Annotated in this window: 14 protein-coding genes; 11 read left to right on the top strand and 3 right to left on the bottom strand. The window is 47.8% G+C overall.

What is annotated here, in order from left to right:
- Positions 1–561: 561 nt before the first annotated feature.
- From H6F56_RS10215 to H6F56_RS10200, 4 genes are all read left to right on the top strand, one after another.
- Positions 562–2,364, top strand: coding sequence for a ShlB/FhaC/HecB family hemolysin secretion/activation protein (locus H6F56_RS10215; RefSeq protein ID WP_242031946.1), 1,803 nt, complete (start codon positions 562–564; stop codon positions 2,362–2,364).
- Between the two features lie 814 nt (positions 2,365–3,178).
- On the top strand, positions 3,179–4,261 hold the full coding sequence (locus tag H6F56_RS10210; protein WP_190667481.1) for a DUF3474 domain-containing protein: 1,083 nt from the start codon (positions 3,179–3,181) through the stop codon (positions 4,259–4,261).
- A gap of 267 nt (positions 4,262–4,528) precedes the next feature.
- Positions 4,529–5,065, top strand: a complete 537-nt coding sequence (locus H6F56_RS10205; RefSeq protein WP_190667479.1) for a phycobiliprotein lyase — start codon at positions 4,529–4,531, stop codon at positions 5,063–5,065.
- A gap of 151 nt (positions 5,066–5,216) precedes the next feature.
- Positions 5,217–5,354, top strand: coding sequence for a hypothetical protein (locus tag H6F56_RS10200; RefSeq protein ID WP_190667478.1), 138 nt, complete (start codon positions 5,217–5,219; stop codon positions 5,352–5,354).
- A 23-nt stretch (positions 5,355–5,377) separates the two neighbouring features.
- On the opposite strand, the gene H6F56_RS10195 is transcribed toward H6F56_RS10200, so the two are convergent.
- Positions 5,378–7,255, bottom strand: coding sequence for a CAP domain-containing protein (locus tag H6F56_RS10195; RefSeq protein WP_190667476.1), 1,878 nt, complete (start codon positions 7,253–7,255; stop codon positions 5,378–5,380).
- 195 nt (positions 7,256–7,450) lie between these two features.
- Here H6F56_RS10195 and H6F56_RS10190 point away from each other — a divergent pair, with 195 nt between their 5' ends.
- From H6F56_RS10190 to fdhD, 6 genes are all read left to right on the top strand, one after another.
- Complete coding sequence (locus H6F56_RS10190) at positions 7,451–9,721, top strand: FdhF/YdeP family oxidoreductase (protein WP_190667474.1); 2,271 nt, start codon at positions 7,451–7,453, stop codon at positions 9,719–9,721.
- 499 nt (positions 9,722–10,220) lie between these two features.
- Complete coding sequence (locus tag H6F56_RS10185; protein ID WP_190667472.1) at positions 10,221–11,297, top strand: PLP-dependent cysteine synthase family protein; 1,077 nt, start codon at positions 10,221–10,223, stop codon at positions 11,295–11,297.
- Positions 11,298–11,299: 2 nt separating this feature from the next.
- Positions 11,300–12,622 carry a hypothetical protein gene (locus tag H6F56_RS10180; protein WP_190667470.1) on the top strand — a complete coding sequence of 441 codons (1,323 nt, stop codon included), beginning with the start codon at positions 11,300–11,302 and terminating at the stop codon, positions 12,620–12,622.
- A 248-nt stretch (positions 12,623–12,870) separates the two neighbouring features.
- The gene (locus H6F56_RS10175; protein ID WP_190667467.1) at positions 12,871–13,164 is read left to right on the top strand and encodes a hypothetical protein; all 294 of its coding nucleotides are present in this window, start codon (positions 12,871–12,873) and stop codon (positions 13,162–13,164) included.
- A 250-nt stretch (positions 13,165–13,414) separates the two neighbouring features.
- Positions 13,415–14,215, top strand: a complete 801-nt coding sequence (locus H6F56_RS10170) for a DUF6745 domain-containing protein (protein ID WP_309236493.1) — start codon at positions 13,415–13,417, stop codon at positions 14,213–14,215.
- Between the two features lie 36 nt (positions 14,216–14,251).
- Positions 14,252–15,118: a formate dehydrogenase accessory sulfurtransferase FdhD gene (gene fdhD / locus H6F56_RS10165; RefSeq protein WP_190667462.1), complete on the top strand. Its 867-nt coding sequence runs from the start codon at positions 14,252–14,254 to the stop codon at positions 15,116–15,118.
- Between the two features lie 126 nt (positions 15,119–15,244).
- On the opposite strand, the gene H6F56_RS10160 is transcribed toward fdhD, so the two are convergent.
- The gene (locus H6F56_RS10160) at positions 15,245–16,450 is read right to left on the bottom strand and encodes a hypothetical protein (RefSeq protein ID WP_190667461.1); all 1,206 of its coding nucleotides are present in this window, start codon (positions 16,448–16,450) and stop codon (positions 15,245–15,247) included.
- 850 nt (positions 16,451–17,300) lie between these two features.
- Between H6F56_RS10160 and dacB the strand changes: the two genes are divergently transcribed.
- Positions 17,301–18,806: a D-alanyl-D-alanine carboxypeptidase/D-alanyl-D-alanine-endopeptidase gene (gene dacB / locus H6F56_RS10155; RefSeq protein WP_242031945.1), complete on the top strand. Its 1,506-nt coding sequence runs from the start codon at positions 17,301–17,303 to the stop codon at positions 18,804–18,806.
- Between the two features lie 84 nt (positions 18,807–18,890).
- On the opposite strand, the gene H6F56_RS10150 is transcribed toward dacB, so the two are convergent.
- Positions 18,891–19,904 (bottom strand): PRC-barrel domain-containing protein, encoded by a 1,014-nt coding sequence (locus tag H6F56_RS10150; protein WP_190667459.1) that lies wholly within the window; start codon positions 19,902–19,904, stop codon positions 18,891–18,893.
- Positions 19,905–20,022: the final 118 nt, after the last annotated feature.

Genomic DNA, 20,022 nt, shown 5'->3' with positions numbered 1-20,022 from the left:
TTCCGGAGCCAGAAATTCGCCGAGCATCGGGGAAGCGTTGCTGTTAGTGTTCCACCTCAAGATGCTTCAATTTTAGCTTTTTGCCGAGTATACGGGTAAGATTGTGGGGACTGAGTTCATGGCTTGGCTCTCCAGAAGCTAGCGCTAAATTAAGTTTGACGCACAAATCAGGCAATAAGAGACTAAATAATTTTTATGATAAACAGCGCCTGCCTTTAATTGCCAGGAAAGCAAACGCATTCATTAGAAACTAAGGAGATTCAGGTCAATTACAAAATTTAATAGTTTTCAAGGCTTCAAAAAATTAAATTTAAAATAGAGTGGACAACAAGACGGACAAGATAGTATCATTTTTACAAAAAGGCTATTTAGCTTGGGCAAATGATCAAAAGAGTAAAAAATAATCAGGTAAAAATGATTTATTCTTTTAATCATATTATTTTGGGTTAGCTGGGTGTGATAAGTGCGGCCTGAAGCCGAGAGCTTTATCCAAAAAGCTGCTACAGTGCCTCGAATGCAAGATGTCAGACAAACAAAAAACTGAAGCTTGAGAATAATTTTATGCACTGGCGTTTAAGCCTTGGAATGTTTTGGTGTGGGGTTTCAATTCCAGGTGCCGTGGTGATTGCTGGCATCTTTACAAGTGGTGCAACTGCCGCAGAACCGGCAAGTGCCTGGTACGAAAATCCGATGGCTCAAACGCAAACGCTACCGGCCCCCCCGGTGAACCCGCAACCCGAGCCGAACCGCGATCGCATCCCACAAACTCAACCAGAACCGCAGGCACCGCAACCAGAAGAACAAGAGCCGGTTTTGCCAACCCCACCCACGCCGGCACCGTCTCAAGAAACCCCGCCGGGAGAAACCGAGCAGAAAATTTCAGTTCAGAAAATCGAAGTAACCGGCAGCACCCTCTTTAGTGAAGCGGAAATTAAAGCCATCACAGCGCCGGTTGAAGGCAGCACAGTAACGCTTGAAGAATTGAGAAGAGTTGCTGATGGCATTACCCAATTATATCTTGATAGAGGCTACATCACCTCCAGAGCCGTTTTAGCAGACCAAACGATTGAAAACGGCATCGTGCAAATTGTGGTAATTGAAGGCAGTTTAGAACAAATTGAAGTCGAAGGAACACGCCGTTTAAATCCAGAGTATATCCGCAGCCGGTTGCGATTGGGAGCCGGCACACCCCTTTCCACCGCCGCCTTGGAAAATCAGTTACGCTTGTTGCGGATAGACCCATTATTTGAAAATATCGAAGCCAGTCTGAGGGCAGGGGAGGAAATCGGTCAGAGTATTCTCACAGTGCGCGTGACTGAGGCAAATCCCTTGGCTAGTAACTTTGGAATCGACAATTATTCCCCACCCAGTGTTGGTTCAGAACGAGCCGGCGCAAGCGTACTTTATCGCAACCTCACCGGCATAGGAGACGAAGTTTTTGCCTCTTACTATCAGTCTTTCGGGGATTCTAATGTTTATGAATTAAGCTATCGTGTGCCGGTTAATGCCATGAATGGCACGGTACAAGTTAGGGTTGCACCTAACAATAATGCAATTGTTCAAGAACCCTTTAAAGCATTTGGTATTGAGGGAGAATCTGAGCTGTATGAACTGAGCTACCGGCAGCCACTCCTGCGCTCACCGAGTCAAGAATTTGCCTTGTCTTTAGGGTTTGCTTATCAGGAAAGCCAAACCTTTCTTGCCGGCGAACCAACACCTTTTGGATCTGGGCCAGATGAAAAGGGCCTCAGCCGCACCAGCATCATTAAATTCGGTCAAGATTATGTGCGTCGCGATACAGTGGGCGCTTGGGCATTGCGTTCACAATTTAACTTTGGCACCGGCTTACTAGACGCCACAATTAATGAAGACCCCGTTCCCGATGGTCGGTTCATCAGTTGGACTGGACAGGTACAGCGCGTGCAGCGTCTCGGCAATGATAACTTACTAATTGTGCAAGCCGACTTACAGCTCGCTCCTGATAGTTTATTGCCCTCACAGCAGTTTGTGATTGGTGGAGGTTTATCCTTGCGAGGCTACCGGCAAAACGCCCGATCAGGTGATAGTGGCTTCAGATTTTCCATTGAAGATCGGATTGCGCTGCAACGAGATTCTGCTAGCGGTGCGGCTATCGTGCAAATTGCACCTTTTGTTGATTTGGGTATGGTGCGAAATAGTGGAGGAAATCCTAACTTATTACCGGAGCAAAGGTTTTTAGCCGGGGCCGGTTTAGGCGTTTTGTGGGAATTGCTGCCTGGATTAAACATCCGGATAGATTATGCGATTCCCCTGGTTAAAATAGACGACAAAGGCAATAACGCCCAAGATGAAGGATTTTATTTTAGTGTGAATTATTCGCCCTGAAATTAAATTTCAGAAAAAAAAGGTAAGAGCCGAAAATATCAACCTTATTTTGTGAATTAATTCCAGTATTCCGTTTCACTCCGCCTACCCAAGTGATCAATGACAGTTTAATGCTGTCATTAATAACAAATGCTCAATCAACTTGTCGTCAATAATGCAAAGATCGTTGAGAGTACCTTAACAGGGCTATAGCCATCCTAATTTGAATGGTAAAAATTGGAGTGCCGGCATATTGAGAGCGGCCCAGCCCGCACGCTACGCGAACGCACTCCCCGAAAATCTCGCGAATGGTTTAGGATTGCTATATCCTAAAACTCTCGTGCATTGTTGACAAAAGCAATATCGTAAAAGTCAGTAGAACCCGCTCGCTTGCTGGTGTTGCATTCGGATGCAAACATTGGAGAAGGCGCAATAAACTGCTACCCCAATGTGCTTATATCCGACTTGTTTATCTAGCTAAGACATTGCAAAAAAGCTTGTTTCCTTGTAGGGTTAAGAGTTGTTGAATTCAGTGAATCTATCGGTCGCAAATATTTTTTGAGCCGGCCTGATAGTCGAGAATGTGCAGGAGTGGGGTAGAATGAATTCCGTTTATAACCTGCATCTTGCATTTTCACTGGCCCATAAGATTTTTTATGAAGCAATGGAGATCGCAGCGCTTTTGCCCAAACAGGCGTTCAACAAGCCCCTTAGCTGGCCGTGGCGCTCTATCACGTATAACCCTTGCAGAGTAGAAATCCTAGCCTCAAATAGCTGAGTGCAAGCCGTTAAAGGCAAAATGTCGGTTTTCAAATCACGTTAAATCGGAAATTTCGTGCAAGCAAACGCAAACACTGTGATCACAGAGGCAACGCTTACAGCCTCATCCACTCGTACCGCAGAGTTACCCTTTACCCTCCAAGATTTGAAGGCGGCAATACCGGCTTCCTGTTTTGAACCTTCTATTTGGAAGTCTCTGAGCTACTTCTTCCTGGATATTTCTATTATCGCTGGACTCTATGTGCTCGCCTATCGGCTAGATTCGTGGTTATTTTTCCCACTCTTCTGGTTGATGCAAGGAACCATGTTTTGGTCATTGTTTGTGGTGGGGCATGACTGTGGTCATGGTTCCTTTTCTAAATTGAAATGGCTAAATAGCCTAATTGGGCATCTTTCTCACATCCCCATCCTCGTCCCTTATCACGGTTGGCGCATCAGTCACAGAACCCATCACGCGAACACGGGTAACCTTGATACCGATGAAAGCTGGTATCCGGTGTCGCAGACGAAGTACGAGCAGATGGCGTGGTATGAAAAGCTATTACGCTTCTATCTACCCTTGATCGCTTATCCCATTTATCTGGTAATGCGCTCTCCGGATCGGCAGGGTTCCCACTTTCTGCCAAATAGTCCCCTGTTTCGTCCCTCAGAAAAATGGGATGTGTTAACCAGTTCTGCACTCTGGGTACTAATGGTTGGCCTTCTGGGTGGGTTAACCTATCAGTTTGGCTGGTTATTTCTGGTGAAATACTATCTGGTTCCTTATCTAGTGTTTGTGATTTGGTTGGATTTAGTAACCTTCCTGCATCACACAGAATCAGATATTCCCTGGTATCGCGGGGATGATTGGTACTTCCTGAAAGGGGCTTTGTCTACCATTGATCGTGACTACGGCTTTATCAATCCGATCCATCACGATATTGGCACCCATGTAGCCCATCATATTTTCTTGAACATCCCACACTATCACTTAAAAACTGCAACCGAGGCAGTTAAGCCGGTGTTGGGCGACTATTATCGTTGCTCAAATGAGCCGATTTGGAAGAGCTTTGTTCGCTCTTACTGGGCTTGTCATTTTGTCCCGGATCAGGGTTCTAAGGTTTACTATCAATCACCGAAGAATCCGAAATTGCATTGATAATATTCAACTTCTAGAAATAGATAGAAATGCAATTTTTGGCAGAAGTTGAGTTGCCTTAAAAGAAAGTTATGCCAGTTATTAAAACCGGCTAGCTTTTTAGGTAGCTCAACTGAGCCATTGAGTAAAGCGATCCCTTGACCTCTTGGTGAGTGATGTTCAGCCCAAGGCAATCCTCCCAAATGGCGCAACCATAACAATCATCGGCAGGCGTCATCTTGGGCTTAACATAGTATTGAGAACGATTGACGCGGGACTGCTTCATTCATGGATATTATCGAGTTTTTCCAACAGAGTGCTGGCAAATGGTTTTCCCAACGCAGCAACCACTATCTGGCGAATCCGCATTTAGAAGCCGGTAAGACAGACTTATGGATTGAAATTCTTGCTTCCAGCGATCCGGCAGTGATCGAACTTTGCGAACAGTATCGGATCGAGCCTTCCACCGCATTATTAGGTCTCCATGTCAAGTGGGATGGCACAGTGGGAGCCGATCAGCGCAAACAAGCCGGTTCAACGGTTTTAGTTCCCATCGCCAACCCACAGAACCCCAAAACCGGCCAACTCCTGCAAAAAACAGCAAACCAAGATTCGCCGGTAACGGGTCGTTATATCCTGGGCAACGACGATGCCCTGACACTGATTACCGAAAGCCCCACGATGTCTGTTGAGGAGCGCCTGTGGTTCGAGAGTCCAAACTTACGACTGCGTACCAGCACCGTTAAGCGCTCAGATGGCTTTAGCCTTGCCTCCTTCTGCTCTGAAATTCGCATGGGCGTAACTCAACCAGCAGCCAAGGCTTAGAGGGGCTAGTCGAGGAAGAGAGGAGCCAGGGGAGCTTGAGATCCCTGATTTTATTCTTCCTAGCCCCGAAGATCCTGCCCCTCATTTTCAAGATAGGATTTTGGATTAGTCTAAAATTTAAAGTTTAGAATCTAAAACCGCCGGAGGTTTTATGGAAAATACGGTTTTTTATGGTCTGATTTTCATGGCCATCGGGCTGATGGTCGTTGTGACAGGTGGAGTGCTGTATCTAACAGCCGCCGAGTGGCGCGATCGCCGGCGGCAGCTGCGGGAGAAGCGATCGCGCTAAGCAGGGGCTAAACTGCCCTAGAGCTAGGGACTGGTGCCGGCTAGTGTGTCACTCGCAAAAGTCGTGATGAAGTTATCGCTGGAGAAGTTTTCAGCTTGAACACCCACAACGACCCCGATCAGCACATTGCGGGCAGATTTCCCGTCGGAGCCTGTGACAAGCGGGCCAGTGCCGCCTCTGAGTGTATCTTCAGCGGGAAACTGAGCGTAAATTTCTGAGGTGTTGGCTTCTGATCCTTGTTGGAAAACGAGATCTTCAAACGTCAACCCGTCACTCAAGAATAAATAATCATTTCCGCGAAGCAGATCGTTGATTCGAGCAACACCCCCTAGCTGTAGGCCAAACGTGTCGCTACCGTCGCCGCCGATGAGGGTATCATTGCCCAAGTTGCCAAATAACGTGTCATTACCACCACCGCCCGACAGGCTATCGTTATTTTGGCCGCCGTAAAGCAGATCGCCCTCGGAGCCGCCGACCAGGATATCATCACCGGCGTTGCCATAAAGTGTATCAGAGGCTTCGGTGCCGACTACGGAATCTGAGCTGAGACCGGCAACCAAACTATCATCGATGAAATCGCCATAAATGACATCGTTGCCATCGCCCCCATAGATGAGGTCAGCATTTGAGGCTCCGATGATGGTATCGTTTCCAAGATCACCGTTGAGGGTATCGTCGCCGAATTCGCCATAAACCCGATCATTATCTTGACCTCCAAAGGCAAGGTCGTTGCCGGCTCCGACTAAAACGATATCGTCCCCGATATTACCGTTGAGAATATCATTGCCGACGCCGCCGCCGAGAAAATCGGCATCTCTGCCACCAAACACCAAGTCGTCCTCGGTGCCACCAATGAGGGTATCACTGCCAGCATTGCCAAAGAGTGTATCGATGCCGGTGTTACCATCGACATTATCATTGCCCTCACCGGCAACGACAACATCGCTATCAATGCCGGCCAATATCCGATCATTACCGATTCCGCCAAACAGGGTATCCGCCCCTTCGTTGCCCTCTAGTAAATCGTCGCCTTCGCCCCCATCTAGGTAATCTAAATCCACACCGCCAAAGAGGGCATCATTGCCGGCTCGCCCAAACAGCGTATCTAAACCCAAATCCCCTTCCAAACGGTCATTTCCGCTGTCCCCGTCGAGGAAGTCGCTGTCTAAATTGCCAAACAGCGTATCGTCGCCCAAATCGCCGTAGAGTGAGTCATTGCCTCGCTCGCCGTTCAAAATATCATTGTTTTGACCGCCCAGGACGAAGTCATTGCCCAGACCGGCGAAAATAGTATCGTTGCCAGGATTGCCGCCGAGGGTATCATTGCCTTGATCGCCATCGATAAAGTCATTCCCCGCGCCACCCAAAATCACATCATCGCTAATATTTCCATAGAGGGAATCATTATTGGTACCCCCGGCGATCAAGTTGCTGCCTTCTCCCCCTTCGACAATATCAACACCCTCAGTTCCCGGAATGAAGACTCCTTCGGGAGAACGTTTGGCAACCACCGCAGTCCAGTAATGATTTTGGTTGAAGTTGCCGATATCATCTTCAAGAAAGTAATAACCAATGCCGATATTTGTAACATCCGCCCTAAAAAGGTTCGTCGCTTCCGCACTGCTGAACCAAGAAGCGACAACTTCCTCTGCTGTTTCCTCGCCGGCTTCTACGTTTTGTGCATGAGTTGTAAAGTTGTACCCGGCATTTCTAATCCGACTCGCCGCATTCGAGCCATTCGAGCCGATTTGACCGAAAAAGTCATTCACAGCCATATCAGTGCTATGAATTTGCGCGGCACTATTAAGCTGGGTATCGATAGTCAGCGGGGGTAACCCAACCCGACTGCGTTCTATGTTGACAAGCGCGACAACTTGACTTACTAACTCCAGGGTAGCCATCCCTAATTCCCTCTCCGCATCGTTTCTATGTGACTTGCGACTTACAGCGTAGCTTGAATCTTTGGGGATTGGGGCAAGGCTTCGCCAACCTAAAGGTATGGGGATTGGGGATGGGGCACTCGAAGTTCCCGCTCTCCCCCTCTCCTATGCCCCTATAATTTTTATAGGCAGCGCATCCTAGGGGAGGCACAACAAGTGTTAAAAAAACCAGAAAAGGGCTGGACACCGGCACACTGGGCGAGTTGGAAGCCTTTTGGGATTGGTGAGCAATATCCGAATAACTATTGGGAAGTGTTTCGGGCAATTGGGGAAAATTTAGACGAACTGCCCTATGCGCTGCGAATCCTCAATCAGGGCGTTTGCGACGGTTGCGCCTTGGGGACAACCGGCATGAAAGATTGGACGGTTGATGGAATCCACGTTTGCAATGTTCGGCTGCGGTTGCTCAGGTTGAATACAATGCCGGCACTTGATAGCAAGCTGCTAGAAGATGTTTCTGCGTTAAAAGGCAAACGCAGTGCGGAATTGCGCGATTTAGGCCGGCTTTCTTATCCAATGGTACGCAAAAAAGGTGAGCCTGGGTTCCGCCGAGTTAGTTGGGATGAAGCATTAGATTTGGTTGCTGAGGGCATTCGCGCTGCCAAGAGGGTGCAAGATCGGGACAGGATGGGGTTTTATCTGACGAGTCGGGGCATTCCCAATGAGACTTATTATGCCGCTCAGAAAGCCGTGCGGGCGATGGGAACGAACTCGATTGATAATGCCGCCCGGATTTGTCATTCTCCCAGCACTGCCGGCATTAAGGAAGCATTAGGAGTCGCAGCCACAACTTGTTCTTATAAAGATTGGATCGGGACAGATTTACTGGTTTTCATCGGTTCTAATGTGGCGAATAACCAGCCGGTTACAGTTAAATATCTCCACTGGGCAAAGAAAGCCGGCACGAAAATTGTGGTGATTAATAGCTACCGCGAACCGGGAATGGAGCGGTATTGGGTGCCTTCTATTGTAGAAAGTGCGTTATTTGGCACGAAATTTGCTGAGCGATTTTTCTTAGTAAATGTCGGAGGAGATATTGCTTTTCTCAACGGCACACTAAAGCATTTGGTTGCGAATAATTGGCTGGATGAGTCATTTATTCAAAACTTTACTGTCGGCTTTGAGGAATTAAAAGCCGCACTTGATAGCCAATCTTGGGAAGAATTAGAGAAAGCTGCCGGTGCATCCCGCGATGAGATGTATGCGTTTGCTCAGATGGTAGGAGAAGCAAAGAAAGCTGTGTTTGTCTGGAGTATGGGAATTACCCAGCATGAGTGCGGCGAAGATAATGTGAAAGCGATTATCAATTTAGCGCTAACAAAAGGGTTTGTCGGACGGGAAGGGTGCGGATTGATGCCCATTCGCGGACATTCCGGGGTTCAAGGTGGAGCAGAAATGGGCGCTTATGCAACTGCTTTTCCTGCCGGCAAACCAATTACTCCTGAAAATGCCTCAGAATTAAGTAAAATTTGGGGTTTTGAAGTACCGACAACTCCGGGATTAATTGCTTCAGAAATGATTGAAGCTGCCCATGAAGGACAGTTAAATGTACTGTTTTCTGTTGGCGGAAATTTCTTGGAAGTCATGCCTGATCCCGATTATGTGGAGGAAGCTTTAAATCGGGTGCCGATGCGAGTACACATGGATATTGTACTTTCCAGCCAAATGCTATTAGAGCCGGCTGATACCGTTGTTTTATTACCGACAACCACACGTTATGAAATTCCCGGCGGTGTCACTTCAACGAGTACGGAACGCCGGATTATCTTTAGTCCAGAAATTCCCGGACGACGCATCGGTGAAGCACGTCCCGAATGGGAAGTTATGATGGAAATTGCCCGGAAAGTGCGCCCCGAAATTGCAGAAAAACTGCATTTTAACCCGAATTTTCAAATGCCGGCGGCTTCTGACACCACCCAAGACATCCGTGAAGAAATCGCCAAAGTTGTCCCCTTTTACGATGGCATTCAACATTTAAAGCAAGCCGGTGATCAGTTTCAGTATGGCGGTTCCCATCTCTGCCAAGATTGGAACTTTTCTACATCAAATGGAAAAGCTCATTTTGCCGCTTTAGCTTTGCCGGTTAAGCCTGAATTGCCCCCAGGAATGTTTCGCGTGACAACCCGACGCGGCAAGCAGTTTAACAGTATGGTTCAAGCAAAGAAAGATGCGATCACCGGCGCTTTGCGAGAAGCAATTTTTATCTGCAAAGAAGATGCGGAAAATTTAGGCTTAAAAGAGGGGGATGCGGTAGTTTTAAATAATAACTTTGGAAAATTTGAAGGAAGAATCCATACAGCGCCGGTTTTACCCGGAAATTTACAAGTGCATTGGCCAGAAGGTAACGTTTTGTTAGATAAAAACAAACGCTCACCCCAAGCCGGCATACCAGATTATAATGCTTTAGTGCATTTGGAAAAATTATAGTGAATGCCGTTAAATGATTGGACTGAAAACTTGAAAATCTATTCAATTTTTACGCTAGCAGTTCTTAATAATTCGTGAAAACGAGTTACCCAACTGCTTAGAGAAGTCGAGGCTCTGAACATCAGATATCTCACAGCTTAAATAGGATTGCTATAGAAGCCATTCGAGATTTGCCTAAAAATCCCCGCTACCCTCAGAATTTTAAACGAGATTTATAGCAGATTGTTGATGCAATTACAGAATTGGATAACACAGTAGATGGGTTAACTATTCGCAAATGCCCACCTATCAGCGGACAGTTAGGAACTGGCGTGTTGCAGACAACGCTTAGTTTTTAGAGCGAGTAATCTATCTGGTTCGACAATTTCATCATAATTTCATTTTTGCCGGCAAAGATTGACATTAAGCGAAAGATGTTACCGAGTTCCACGGCTGAACTATCCAGCTGGCCGGAGCGCTCATGATGACTGGCTATTGTCGATTTTGAAGGTCTAAAGCTATGCTCCAAGTGTTAAAAAACACTCCAAAATCGCTCCTGTCTAGCGATATCACGGAAGCGATTGGGACTGTCCCCATTGTTCGGATCAACCGCTTGAGCGAACTTTGTCAGGATCACGAATTTTATCTCAAATTGGAATCCTGCAACCCCGGTGGCAGTATTAAAGAGAAAAATGCCGTGTATCTGATTCAACACGCAGAACGTACAGGCTTGCTCGCCCCTGGTGGCACGATAGTTGAATCGAGTTCTGGTAACTTCGGCATTGGTCTGGCAATGTTTGGTGCAGCACGGGGCTATCGTGTGATTATTGTTGTCGATGCCAAAACTCCGCCTCCGTTTCGGCGAATGCTGGCTGCCTATGGGGCAGAAATGGTGGATGTGCCCCTGAGTAAGGCAGATGCCAATGGTTCGATGCAAGTTGCGAGAATGGAAAAAGCGCAAGAACTTGCCCAGAGCATTCCGGGGGCGTGGTATCCCTGCCAGCACTGCAATCCTGAAAACCCGACTGCCCATGAGCAATTCACTGCCCGCGAAATCGAACAAGCATTTGGCGGCGCACCGGATGTCATCGTTATCGGGGTCAGCACTGCTGGACAACTGGGGGGAATCAGCCGATTTTTCAAACAGCGCTATCCTCAAACCCGAATTGTCGGCGTAGATGTCGCAGGGTCAGCCATCTTCGGCACCCCCTCCCATCCCTACAAAATGACGGGATTGGGTTTGTCCTTTGTACCGCCCAACTTTGACGCGACAGTGTTGGATGCGGCTTATTCGGTAACTGATCGCCTTGCCTTCTCCGTTTGCCATGCTCTGGCGCGTCGAGAGGGGTTGCTGCTGGGGGCCTCCACCGGCGCAATCGTTGCCGCTGCCCTTGCCTATGGCACCCACTATAACCGTTCTCAGCGGATGGTATTGTTGAACCCGGATCGGGGAGATCGCTATCTCGAAACTGTTTACAATCCGCAATGGCTGACCCAGCAAGGGATTGAGATTTTGTCAGACTCAGTGCTTACTGCTACAATCCGTGCCCTCCAACCCGTCCCTGCAACCCTTCTGCGACAGCAACAACCCGCCTGACCATGACCTTAAACGCTTCTCAAAATCCGTCTAAAATCACTTTTTTAGATCTGTGGCGGCAGTTTATCCCGCTGTCCCTCAGCGATGTGGCAATGGCTTGCGGCGATCCAATGATGACCACCACTCTCGCTCACCTACCCGACACACGGGTGAATTTGGCAGCTTTGGGCATCGCCAAATCGCTAGCGATCTTTTTTGAAAGTCCGATTATTACGATCTTGCACGCCTCTAATGCCCTTGCACCAATGGAGCGATCACGGCGTGCCTTGTGGCGATTTACGCTTTTAGCTGGGGGCGGATTGAGCGCATTACTGTTGCTACTACTGACACTGCCATTTGTTTTTGCAACGTTAGGTGGCACCCTGTTGGGGATTCCATCCCAATTACAGCAAACGGTGCGTATTGTGTTGACGTTAATGATTCTGTGGCCGTTTGCGATTGCTTGGCGACGTTATTTCCAAGGGTTGTTGATTCACACAGGACATTCCCAGGCGGTTGCGATTGCCAGCATTGCGCGCCTGGTTATTGTGGCGCTCGTGCTTTTAGCCGGATTTACATTGAAGGTAGCCGGCGCAGTGCTGGCGGGAACTGCGTTAATAGCTGGGGTCGTTGTAGAGGCGGTGATCGTGACATGGGCGGCTCAGTGGCTTGGAGCGACTCGTCCCCCTCGACCGACTGACTCTGAGCCAAACCTGCCCACCAATCTCAAAAGTGTCTGGAAATTCTATTGGCCTTTAGCCTGTTCGATGCTTGTGCTATGGGGTGGGCGTGCGGTGCTGGTGGGAATTATCGCCCGTGCCCAAGACGCTGATATTGCTCTAGCTGCTTGGCCGGCAGCTTGGGGATTGGTTTTAGTGATTGCCAATGCGACTCGCATGGTACAGCAGGTGATTATTAAAAACAGAGGTCTAGTTACTGATCGACAATTGATCGCATTTGCCCTAAGCGTGGGGATGCTATGTTCGCTGCTGTTGCTTTTGAGCAGCACGACCCCATTTGGACTCATCGTTGTTCAGAGCTTCGTGGGAAACGATTCTGCTCTGGTAGAAGGTATCCGTCCTGTGTTGCTGTTGTGCGCTGTTGTCCCTCTTCTGGTTGCGGCTCAAAATGCTACTCAGGGCTTTTTGGTGGGGTCAGGTCAGACGCGAGGCGTGAACCGTGCAACCTGGATGGGTACGACGATTTTACTATTAGGCGCGTTTTTAGGAGTCCAGCTTGGAGTGCCGGGTGCGATTGCCGCTGCGACCGCCATGATTATTGCTTTAATATCAGAAGTATCTTGTCTTGCATTCAATTTCAGCAAACAATCAAGCAGCGTTTCTTGATGATTGCTGTGCTAGTAAATCGGGTTTTGGCAGGATTTTCATCTGGGTTTTATCTTCAGTGCATCACGCTTGAGGTAAAACAGGAGTTAGGAGCTAGGTAAAATTTACCCACATCTTTAAAACATGAAGTAAAATAATAGTAAATTTTTGAATCAATTAATTGAGTTGGAGCGGGACAAAAGGCAATTATAGCTGCGTCCGCTCAATTCGATTAAATTCAATTTAATTAAGATGAGTTGACAAAGCTTATGCAACCAATACGACAAGGCGATGTAATTTTAACGCCGGTACCTCAAATTGAAGGAGAAAAGCTAACCCATTTAACGCTCGCAGAAGGGGAAGTAACCGGACACAAGCATCAAATTAGTGAAGGCGAAGCTGAATTATATGAAAAAAACGGAGTTCTCTATCTACGCATATTTTCAGAAACAGCAATTTTAACTCACGAAGAACATCACGCAATTGCCATTTCTCAAGGTAGTTGGATGGTGCGAATTCAGCGGGAATATGAGCCGGCAGGATGGCGATATGTCGAAGATTAAGATTGAAAAACTAACGCCTGAGCAAGAAGCTTTAATTCCACTTTATCAGGAAAAGTGGAGGGAAATCTCGCTGGCAACCCAACCGATTGATCGTCAAAAAGCCGCTGAAACAGTCAAGGAAGCTTATACTTCGATTGGCTTACCTGAACCGGAGATTCTTTTTTATGATAGCCCCTATGAGGCTTTGAAGACCCTTAAAAGCAAACATCACCAATTTTGCCCGAACCGATGGAGTTCTCTGAGCAATCAGTTGAAAAGCCAACTGTTGAGCCAACTGGAAAGCGAATTATTGAGTCAAGTAGATAATCAATTATTGACTCAATTAGAAAGCAAGCTACGACAAACACTCAAGGAACAACTGTGGGAAAACTTTTATCCACAACTCAAGAGATATTTGGAGCCAGATATCGGAAATAGCTTTGTTAATTTAGCTTTTTCTGAGTCTGTTAAATCCGAAATTTGGACAGCTAGTGGATGTTTATTCGACTTTTGTATAACTGCATTAGATTGCCATTATAATGAAAAAAACTGGTCATTATTTCAGTCGCTGGTTAAAAATAATGGCTGGACTTTTTATTATAATAAGATAGCAATTGTTTGTAACCGGCCTGTCAAACTCTCTTTTGATAGTGACAATCGCCTTCATAGGGAAGGGGAAGCCGCCCTTCAGTATGCTGATGGATTCAGCCTATACTCCTATCATGGGGTGACATTACCTGAAAAATACGGGAAATTACAGCCACATCAGTGGCAAGCGCAATGGCTTATTGAAGAACGCAATGCAGAAGTTCGTCGAGTATTAGTTCAGGAAATTGGTTACGGGCGAATTTGCCAAGAATTGCAAGCTGCAGCCTTAGATTCTTGGCAGGAATACACGCTTTTAAAAATAGAAAATGCTGATGTAGAGCCAATATTTTTATTAAAAATGACTTGCCCCAGCACTGGCTGCATTTATGCCTTACGAGTTCCGCCTGATATACAATCAGCAAGAGAGGCAATTTCCTGGGTAAATTGGGGAGTTGATGCGGCGGAATTTTCAGTACAAACCTGAAAGATATTTAGCTAATTCAAAAACAAAAGCCAACGAATGAAGGCAACTCCAGGCAGCAAGACGAAAACCCAAGTTTGGGTGGTAGAAAATGGGCAAGTACAATCGCGTTCAGATCGTCTTGCCACAGAAGAACCCTTAGAAATTCGCTTGATTGTCGCCGGCATGAGGCGTACGATTGCAATTACCATGCGGACGCCAGGAAATGACTTTGAACTGGCAGCAGGCTTTTTATACAGTGAAGGTGTAATTAACAGCCGGCAAGATATCCAACGCATGACTCACTGCACCGATCCTGGCGTGGATATCGAAAATCACGATAATATTGTGAATGTGGAACTTGCCGGCAATGTCTGCCCAGATTTAGTAAGTTTGGAACGCCACTTTTACACAACCAGCGCTTGTGGGGTGTGCGGGAAAACCAGCTTGGAAGCATTGCGCCTGCAACGTTCTCCCGTCATTACTGAAGGGCCGGCAGTTTCAACAGAAATATTTTACAGCCTCCCAGAAAAGTTGAGAAATGCTCAGCGAGTTTTCGCAACTACCGGCGGCTTACACGCAGCGGCTTTATTCGATGCCGAAGGTAGATTGTTAGCATTGCGAGAAGATGTAGGCCGGCACAATGCTCTTGATAAACTAATAGGCTGGGCAGTTCTCGGAGATTATCTTCCCCTTTCTAGCAACATTGTAATGGTGAGTGGGCGAACAAGTTTTGAAATATTGCAAAAATGCCTGGTTGCAAGTGTACCAATTGTCTGCGCGGTTTCCGCCCCCAGCAGTTTAGCAGTCGCACTCGCGCAAGAATTTGGCATCACCCTAATCGGATTCCTGCGCGGGGAACGCTTCAATGTCTACTCTGGCATAGAGCGAATTCTCGCAAAAGTTACAGTGAGTGCTGAGTTGTGAGTTTTGAGTTTTGAGTTGGAAAGTAGCGTCAAAAACCTTACTTTCTGGAAAAAGTTAGGCGTTCAAATTTGAGCAGAATGCAGCGACGCTTAACTTATTTGCATTCTGCTCAGGCCAAAAAACAGACTAATTAGAGATTGGCACATTTTTAAATGCCGCTGTTTCCGGGACAAAAATATCCAGGCTTTTCACAGCCTCTGGTACTCTCAGCCAGACATAAGCATCTGCCGACGCATTCGGGCGCAGTTGGTATAAAGAAACCGAGCCGGTTGAATGTTCGACCATATCAATCGCTTTATAAGATTCGGTGGTTTGTGGATTGCGGGCGGCTGTTTCTCCTACACCGATAATGTCCATTGCCGCTACTTGTTCCGCATTGCGGCGAATTCGCATCTGCACATTCACAACGTCACGATTTCCCGTTTCTGGATCTTGAATTCGCTTGACAGAAAGCAGTTCCACTTCTCCTTTCGAGCCATAGGCTTGTTGGACAAACTCACCCGGTTTCAGTTCGGCAACGGCTTTAGACGCCGCAGCGGTAGGACTCGGTGATGGAGTCGCGGCGTTTGTTGCCTGCGCTGCCGGTGTTTTGCCAGCAACGCTAACAGGCGGTTTCGGAAGTGGGGAGGTGGCCGCCGTAGGTGTGCCAATAGAGGGATTGACTAAAGAACTATTTTGTAGGTTAGTTCCCTGCCCTGCCGGTGCGACCGGAACCTTTTTAAACACGCCAACGTTTTCGATAACGACATCGATCTCCTTCACAGTTGGGGGCACATTCAACACCGCATACCCTTCCACCGGCTGCCCTCGACGCAGCTCAAACAAAGAAATCAATCCCGATGAGCGATTCAGGGGATCGATGGGTTGGTAAGTATCGAAGGTGTCTGAATTACGAGCGCTTGTTGCTCCCACGTCAATAATTTCACCGGCAGCTTCATTAGCAAGACGCTCGACTCGCATCTCGATCCGCACCTCTTCAGCTTTTCCGGGAACTCGTCGCACAGAGAGTAACTCAACTCTCGCCTTATCTCCAAAAGCCGCTACGGCAAATTGTCCCGGTCGAAGCCCACCCGTATCGACTGCTGGTGGGGGAACCGGCGTTTCTAGAAGCGGGGGAGGGGAGGTGGTTTCTACTGTATTAGTCACTGCAGGGCTTACAGACTCGCTTACCCCACCGCCTTTCATGGCTTGATACAGTAAGAAGGCACCGCCGGCTAGCAACAGCACCAGTACCGTTGCCGCACCCGCCAAAAAGCTGTTTAAACTGCTGCCACGACCTTTATTTTCGGGGGTTCCGTTAGACGTTTCAACATTTTGATTGCGTGTTTTCATAAGCTCAGTCTAACCATGAGTATTCTATAGTCTTGGCTATCCTAAAGACTTTACATACAACCGGGCAGTCTGTGCCCTCTGCCATAAGAGAGAATTCTTTATCTTGGGGATTATTTGTTAAAAAAACTTAAGCGGTTCCCCCTAGCGTCTAAGCAATTGCGCCAATAATTTGTCGGCTCGATCCCCCAAGTATTTGAAAGTAGAGGAGCAAGCCCCAACAAAAAACTAATGGATCGCTTCTGGGGCGGGTTCCTCTGCGCCCCTATTTTTTTAACTTTTGCCTGAACTACCCCTCGCTTGCTCAAATGAGCTGCAAATTCGGCTAATAAAACTTGATATTTTCGATTTAATTCAATTTAGAACTCTCATTTTATTAAAAAAATTTTTAATGCTCTTCAATGAATATTTTTTGCACAAATCTTTTATTTATCAATTTTATTTTGTTTTATCTCTATCTGTTACGGTTTTGAAACCGCCATAAGAAAATTTATCGAAACCTTGGTAAAAAAATCTTTAATTTTTAGGATTCGTAAAAAAAATCCAAAAACTAGCTTGATAGAGCAATTTTAAATCTCTTGGAATATTTTTTTAGTAGGCAAGATGCCGGCACACCAAGCTTTTCAGGGTAATAATCATTAATTAATCATAGAGTAGGGCTATAGCAAAGACCCGCTGAAACGTTTCATTTCAATGTCCTTGTAGTCTAAAGCCTTTCATCAAATGCTTTAAGTCATGGGAAACTCATTTAAATTTGCCCCAGCTTTTTACGAGATTGAAGCTGTAATGTGCGAAATTTATGGAGCAGTGGATTTCTATCCCGTATAGTTCAAAACACTTTCTAATATTTACTATGACTGTTAAATGGATGGCAAATTTCGGTCAGCCTATGAGTGCGCTGCTGCTAATTCTGGGTTCGCAGTGGGCAGGGATGCCGGCATCTGCCCAGACGCCGAACACATCACCGGCAGCGCAGTCGATCTGTCCGGCGCAATTGCCAGATGCCATTGATGCCATCGCCAACCGCCCCCAGTTCAGTCGGGCGCGTTGGGGAATTCTCGTAGAACCACTTTCCCCCGCAGATGGCCAAACGCTGTACAACCGGCAGGGAGAGGGCTATTTCATCCCGGCATCGAATGAAAAACTGCTCACCACTGCTGCTGCTTTGGCAAAACTCGGCACTCAATTTCGTATCCGCACCTCGGTTTATGGAACTCCCGTCAGCGCAGGAGAGGTGTCTCTGCGGGTTGTCGGGCGCGGCGATCCTAGCTTAACGGATGCCCATCTGGCGAGTTTAGCGCAACAACTGAAGAGTCGGGGAATTCGCCAAGTCGGGCAGATGGTTGTTGAGGATAGTTATTTTCAAGGGCAGCCGGTGAACCCCAATTGGGAATGGGAAGATGTGCAAGCCGGCTATGGTGCGCCGGTGAATAGTTTAATTGTTAATGAAAATGCGATTAATTTGACACTCTCCCCCCAAGCTGCCGGTCAACCCTTACGTGTGACTTGGGACGATCCCAAAGAAGCAAGGGGGTGGCGAGTTGAAAATGATTCGGTAACGGTTGGGCCAAATGAACCGGAGTTTTTAGACATCGGGCGCGATTTCAGCCGGCCTGTATTGCGAATTAAAGGTCAGTTGCGTGCCGGCGCGGAACCGGAAGAGGTGGGCGTGGCAATTGTCAACCCTGCTGAAAACTTTTTGCAGCGCTTCCAGCAAGCGTTGGCAGCCGAGGGAATTGCTGTGGGGCGAGCACAAGTCGCTGCCGGCAGCCCGATTGCCGGTGAAGTGGAATTAGCAGTGGTTGAATCCCCACCGCTATCTGAACTGGTGATGAAGACGAACCAGGAGAGTAATAATCTATATGCAGAGGTGTTGCTGCGTTCCCTCGGTACCGTTGCCAAGGCAGATGCAGCGATGGCCGGCAAAGATACCGCAGATGCCGGTTTAGACGTGCTTAAAGCCGCCTTAACTCAATTAGGCGTTAACGCAGAAAGCTACATCCCAGAAGATGGTTCTGGATTATCCCGTCATAACTTAGTTAGCCCAGAAGCTTTGGTGCAAACACTTCGGGCAATGGCAAGTTCACCCGCAGCAGAGATCTACCAAACTTCACTGCCCGTTGCCGGTGTCAGTGGCACGCTCTCCTCCCGTTTTCGCGATACAACCGCCCAAGGAATTGTGCAAGCGAAAACCGGCACCGTTACCGGGGTTTCAGCGTTGTCAGGATATGCCCGCCCGCTGAACTATCCGCCTTTAGTTTTTAGCATTATCGTCAATCAATCTCATCAATCTGCCGGCCTACAGCGTCAAGCAATTGATGAGATTGTACTGTTACTCACTCGTCTGCGTTCTTGCTGATGGAAGGGGGAATTGGGCATGGGGCATTGGGCATTAGGCATTGGGCATTTTTCCTGACTCTCCCTCTTCCCTAGCCCCTAGTCCCTAGTAACCGGGTTCCTCTTCGTACTCTGGCAGCTTGGTTTTCTCTGGGATGTTGAGGCGGGGGGCTTGATAAGGCTTGGGTGATTCATCATCTGCCCAGGCATCCGCCTCTATATCCTCGTACTCATACTCTTCTTCGTACTCTTCCTCGTAGCTCTTGGCTGGAGTGTAGCCGCGATCATCGTATTCTTCCTCGTACTCGTCCCGCACAGAGGCTTCGCGCCAGTTCTCTTCTTCTTCTAGGTCTTCTTCGTAGTAAATCGATTCAGACGGTTGCTGGCGAAGGGAGGGGCGCACGATAATCGGTTCAGGTTGGGATTCTTCCCAATCATCTTCATCCCAGGCTGGTTGCACCACCTGCTCGCTCTTGCGAATGGGTTCTGGGGTGCGGAGGGGGATGCCGGTGCCCAATTGGTTTTCCGGTCGGGCCACTGGCGCATAATAAGTTTCTTCTTCTTCACGTTCCCAAGGCGCTTGGCCAATGCCCAAACGCTCCAGTACGCCGACTGTTAATTGAACGAGGCGTTCTTCTGCCCCTTCAAATACGATCAGCCGGTTTGGGCCACTGCTGATAATTTCCTCAATCGGCAGTTCATAGGTACTGATTACTTGATCGGGAATCAGGGGAACGCCTATCGAAGCCAGGATGAGGGAAACGACGGTGCCGGTTTCTGAGTTGAATTTGAAGCCGCGCACTTTGCCCAACAGTTCGCCGGTTTCGGTGATCACTTCGCTGCCGATTAAGCTGCTGTAGGCGTCAACGTCAATATCTTCAATGACGTTTTCATCCTCAACTAAAATCACGTCGCCCATCTGCCGGATGCTGGTGAGGAGCATAAACCGGGGCATTCCAGCGACCGAGAGCAGGTTGTCTCGTAAACCGAGTGCCACAACCTCCCGCCGATCAATGTCTACTAATAGCTCCTTAACCACCCCTAGGCGCTTGCCGGTGGTGCGGGTGATCACTTGGGTATTTAAGAGGTCTGAGCGTTGCCGGATTTGTTCAGATGTCATTCTTGCTCGAGTCCTGCTCTCGAATCCTAATTGTGTCTTTCGTATCTTTGTCTGAGTGTCCTTTGCCGGCTTGCAGCGATTTTTTGCCGCTCACCGATACCCTGGACTTCAGACTAAT

Source organism: Microcoleus sp. FACHB-672 (assembly GCF_014695725.1).
Taxonomy (GTDB): Bacteria; Cyanobacteriota; Cyanobacteriia; order Cyanobacteriales; family Oscillatoriaceae; genus FACHB-68.
Note: the sequence above shows the minus strand (reverse complement) of the source record. Positions and strands in the feature narration are given on the sequence as shown.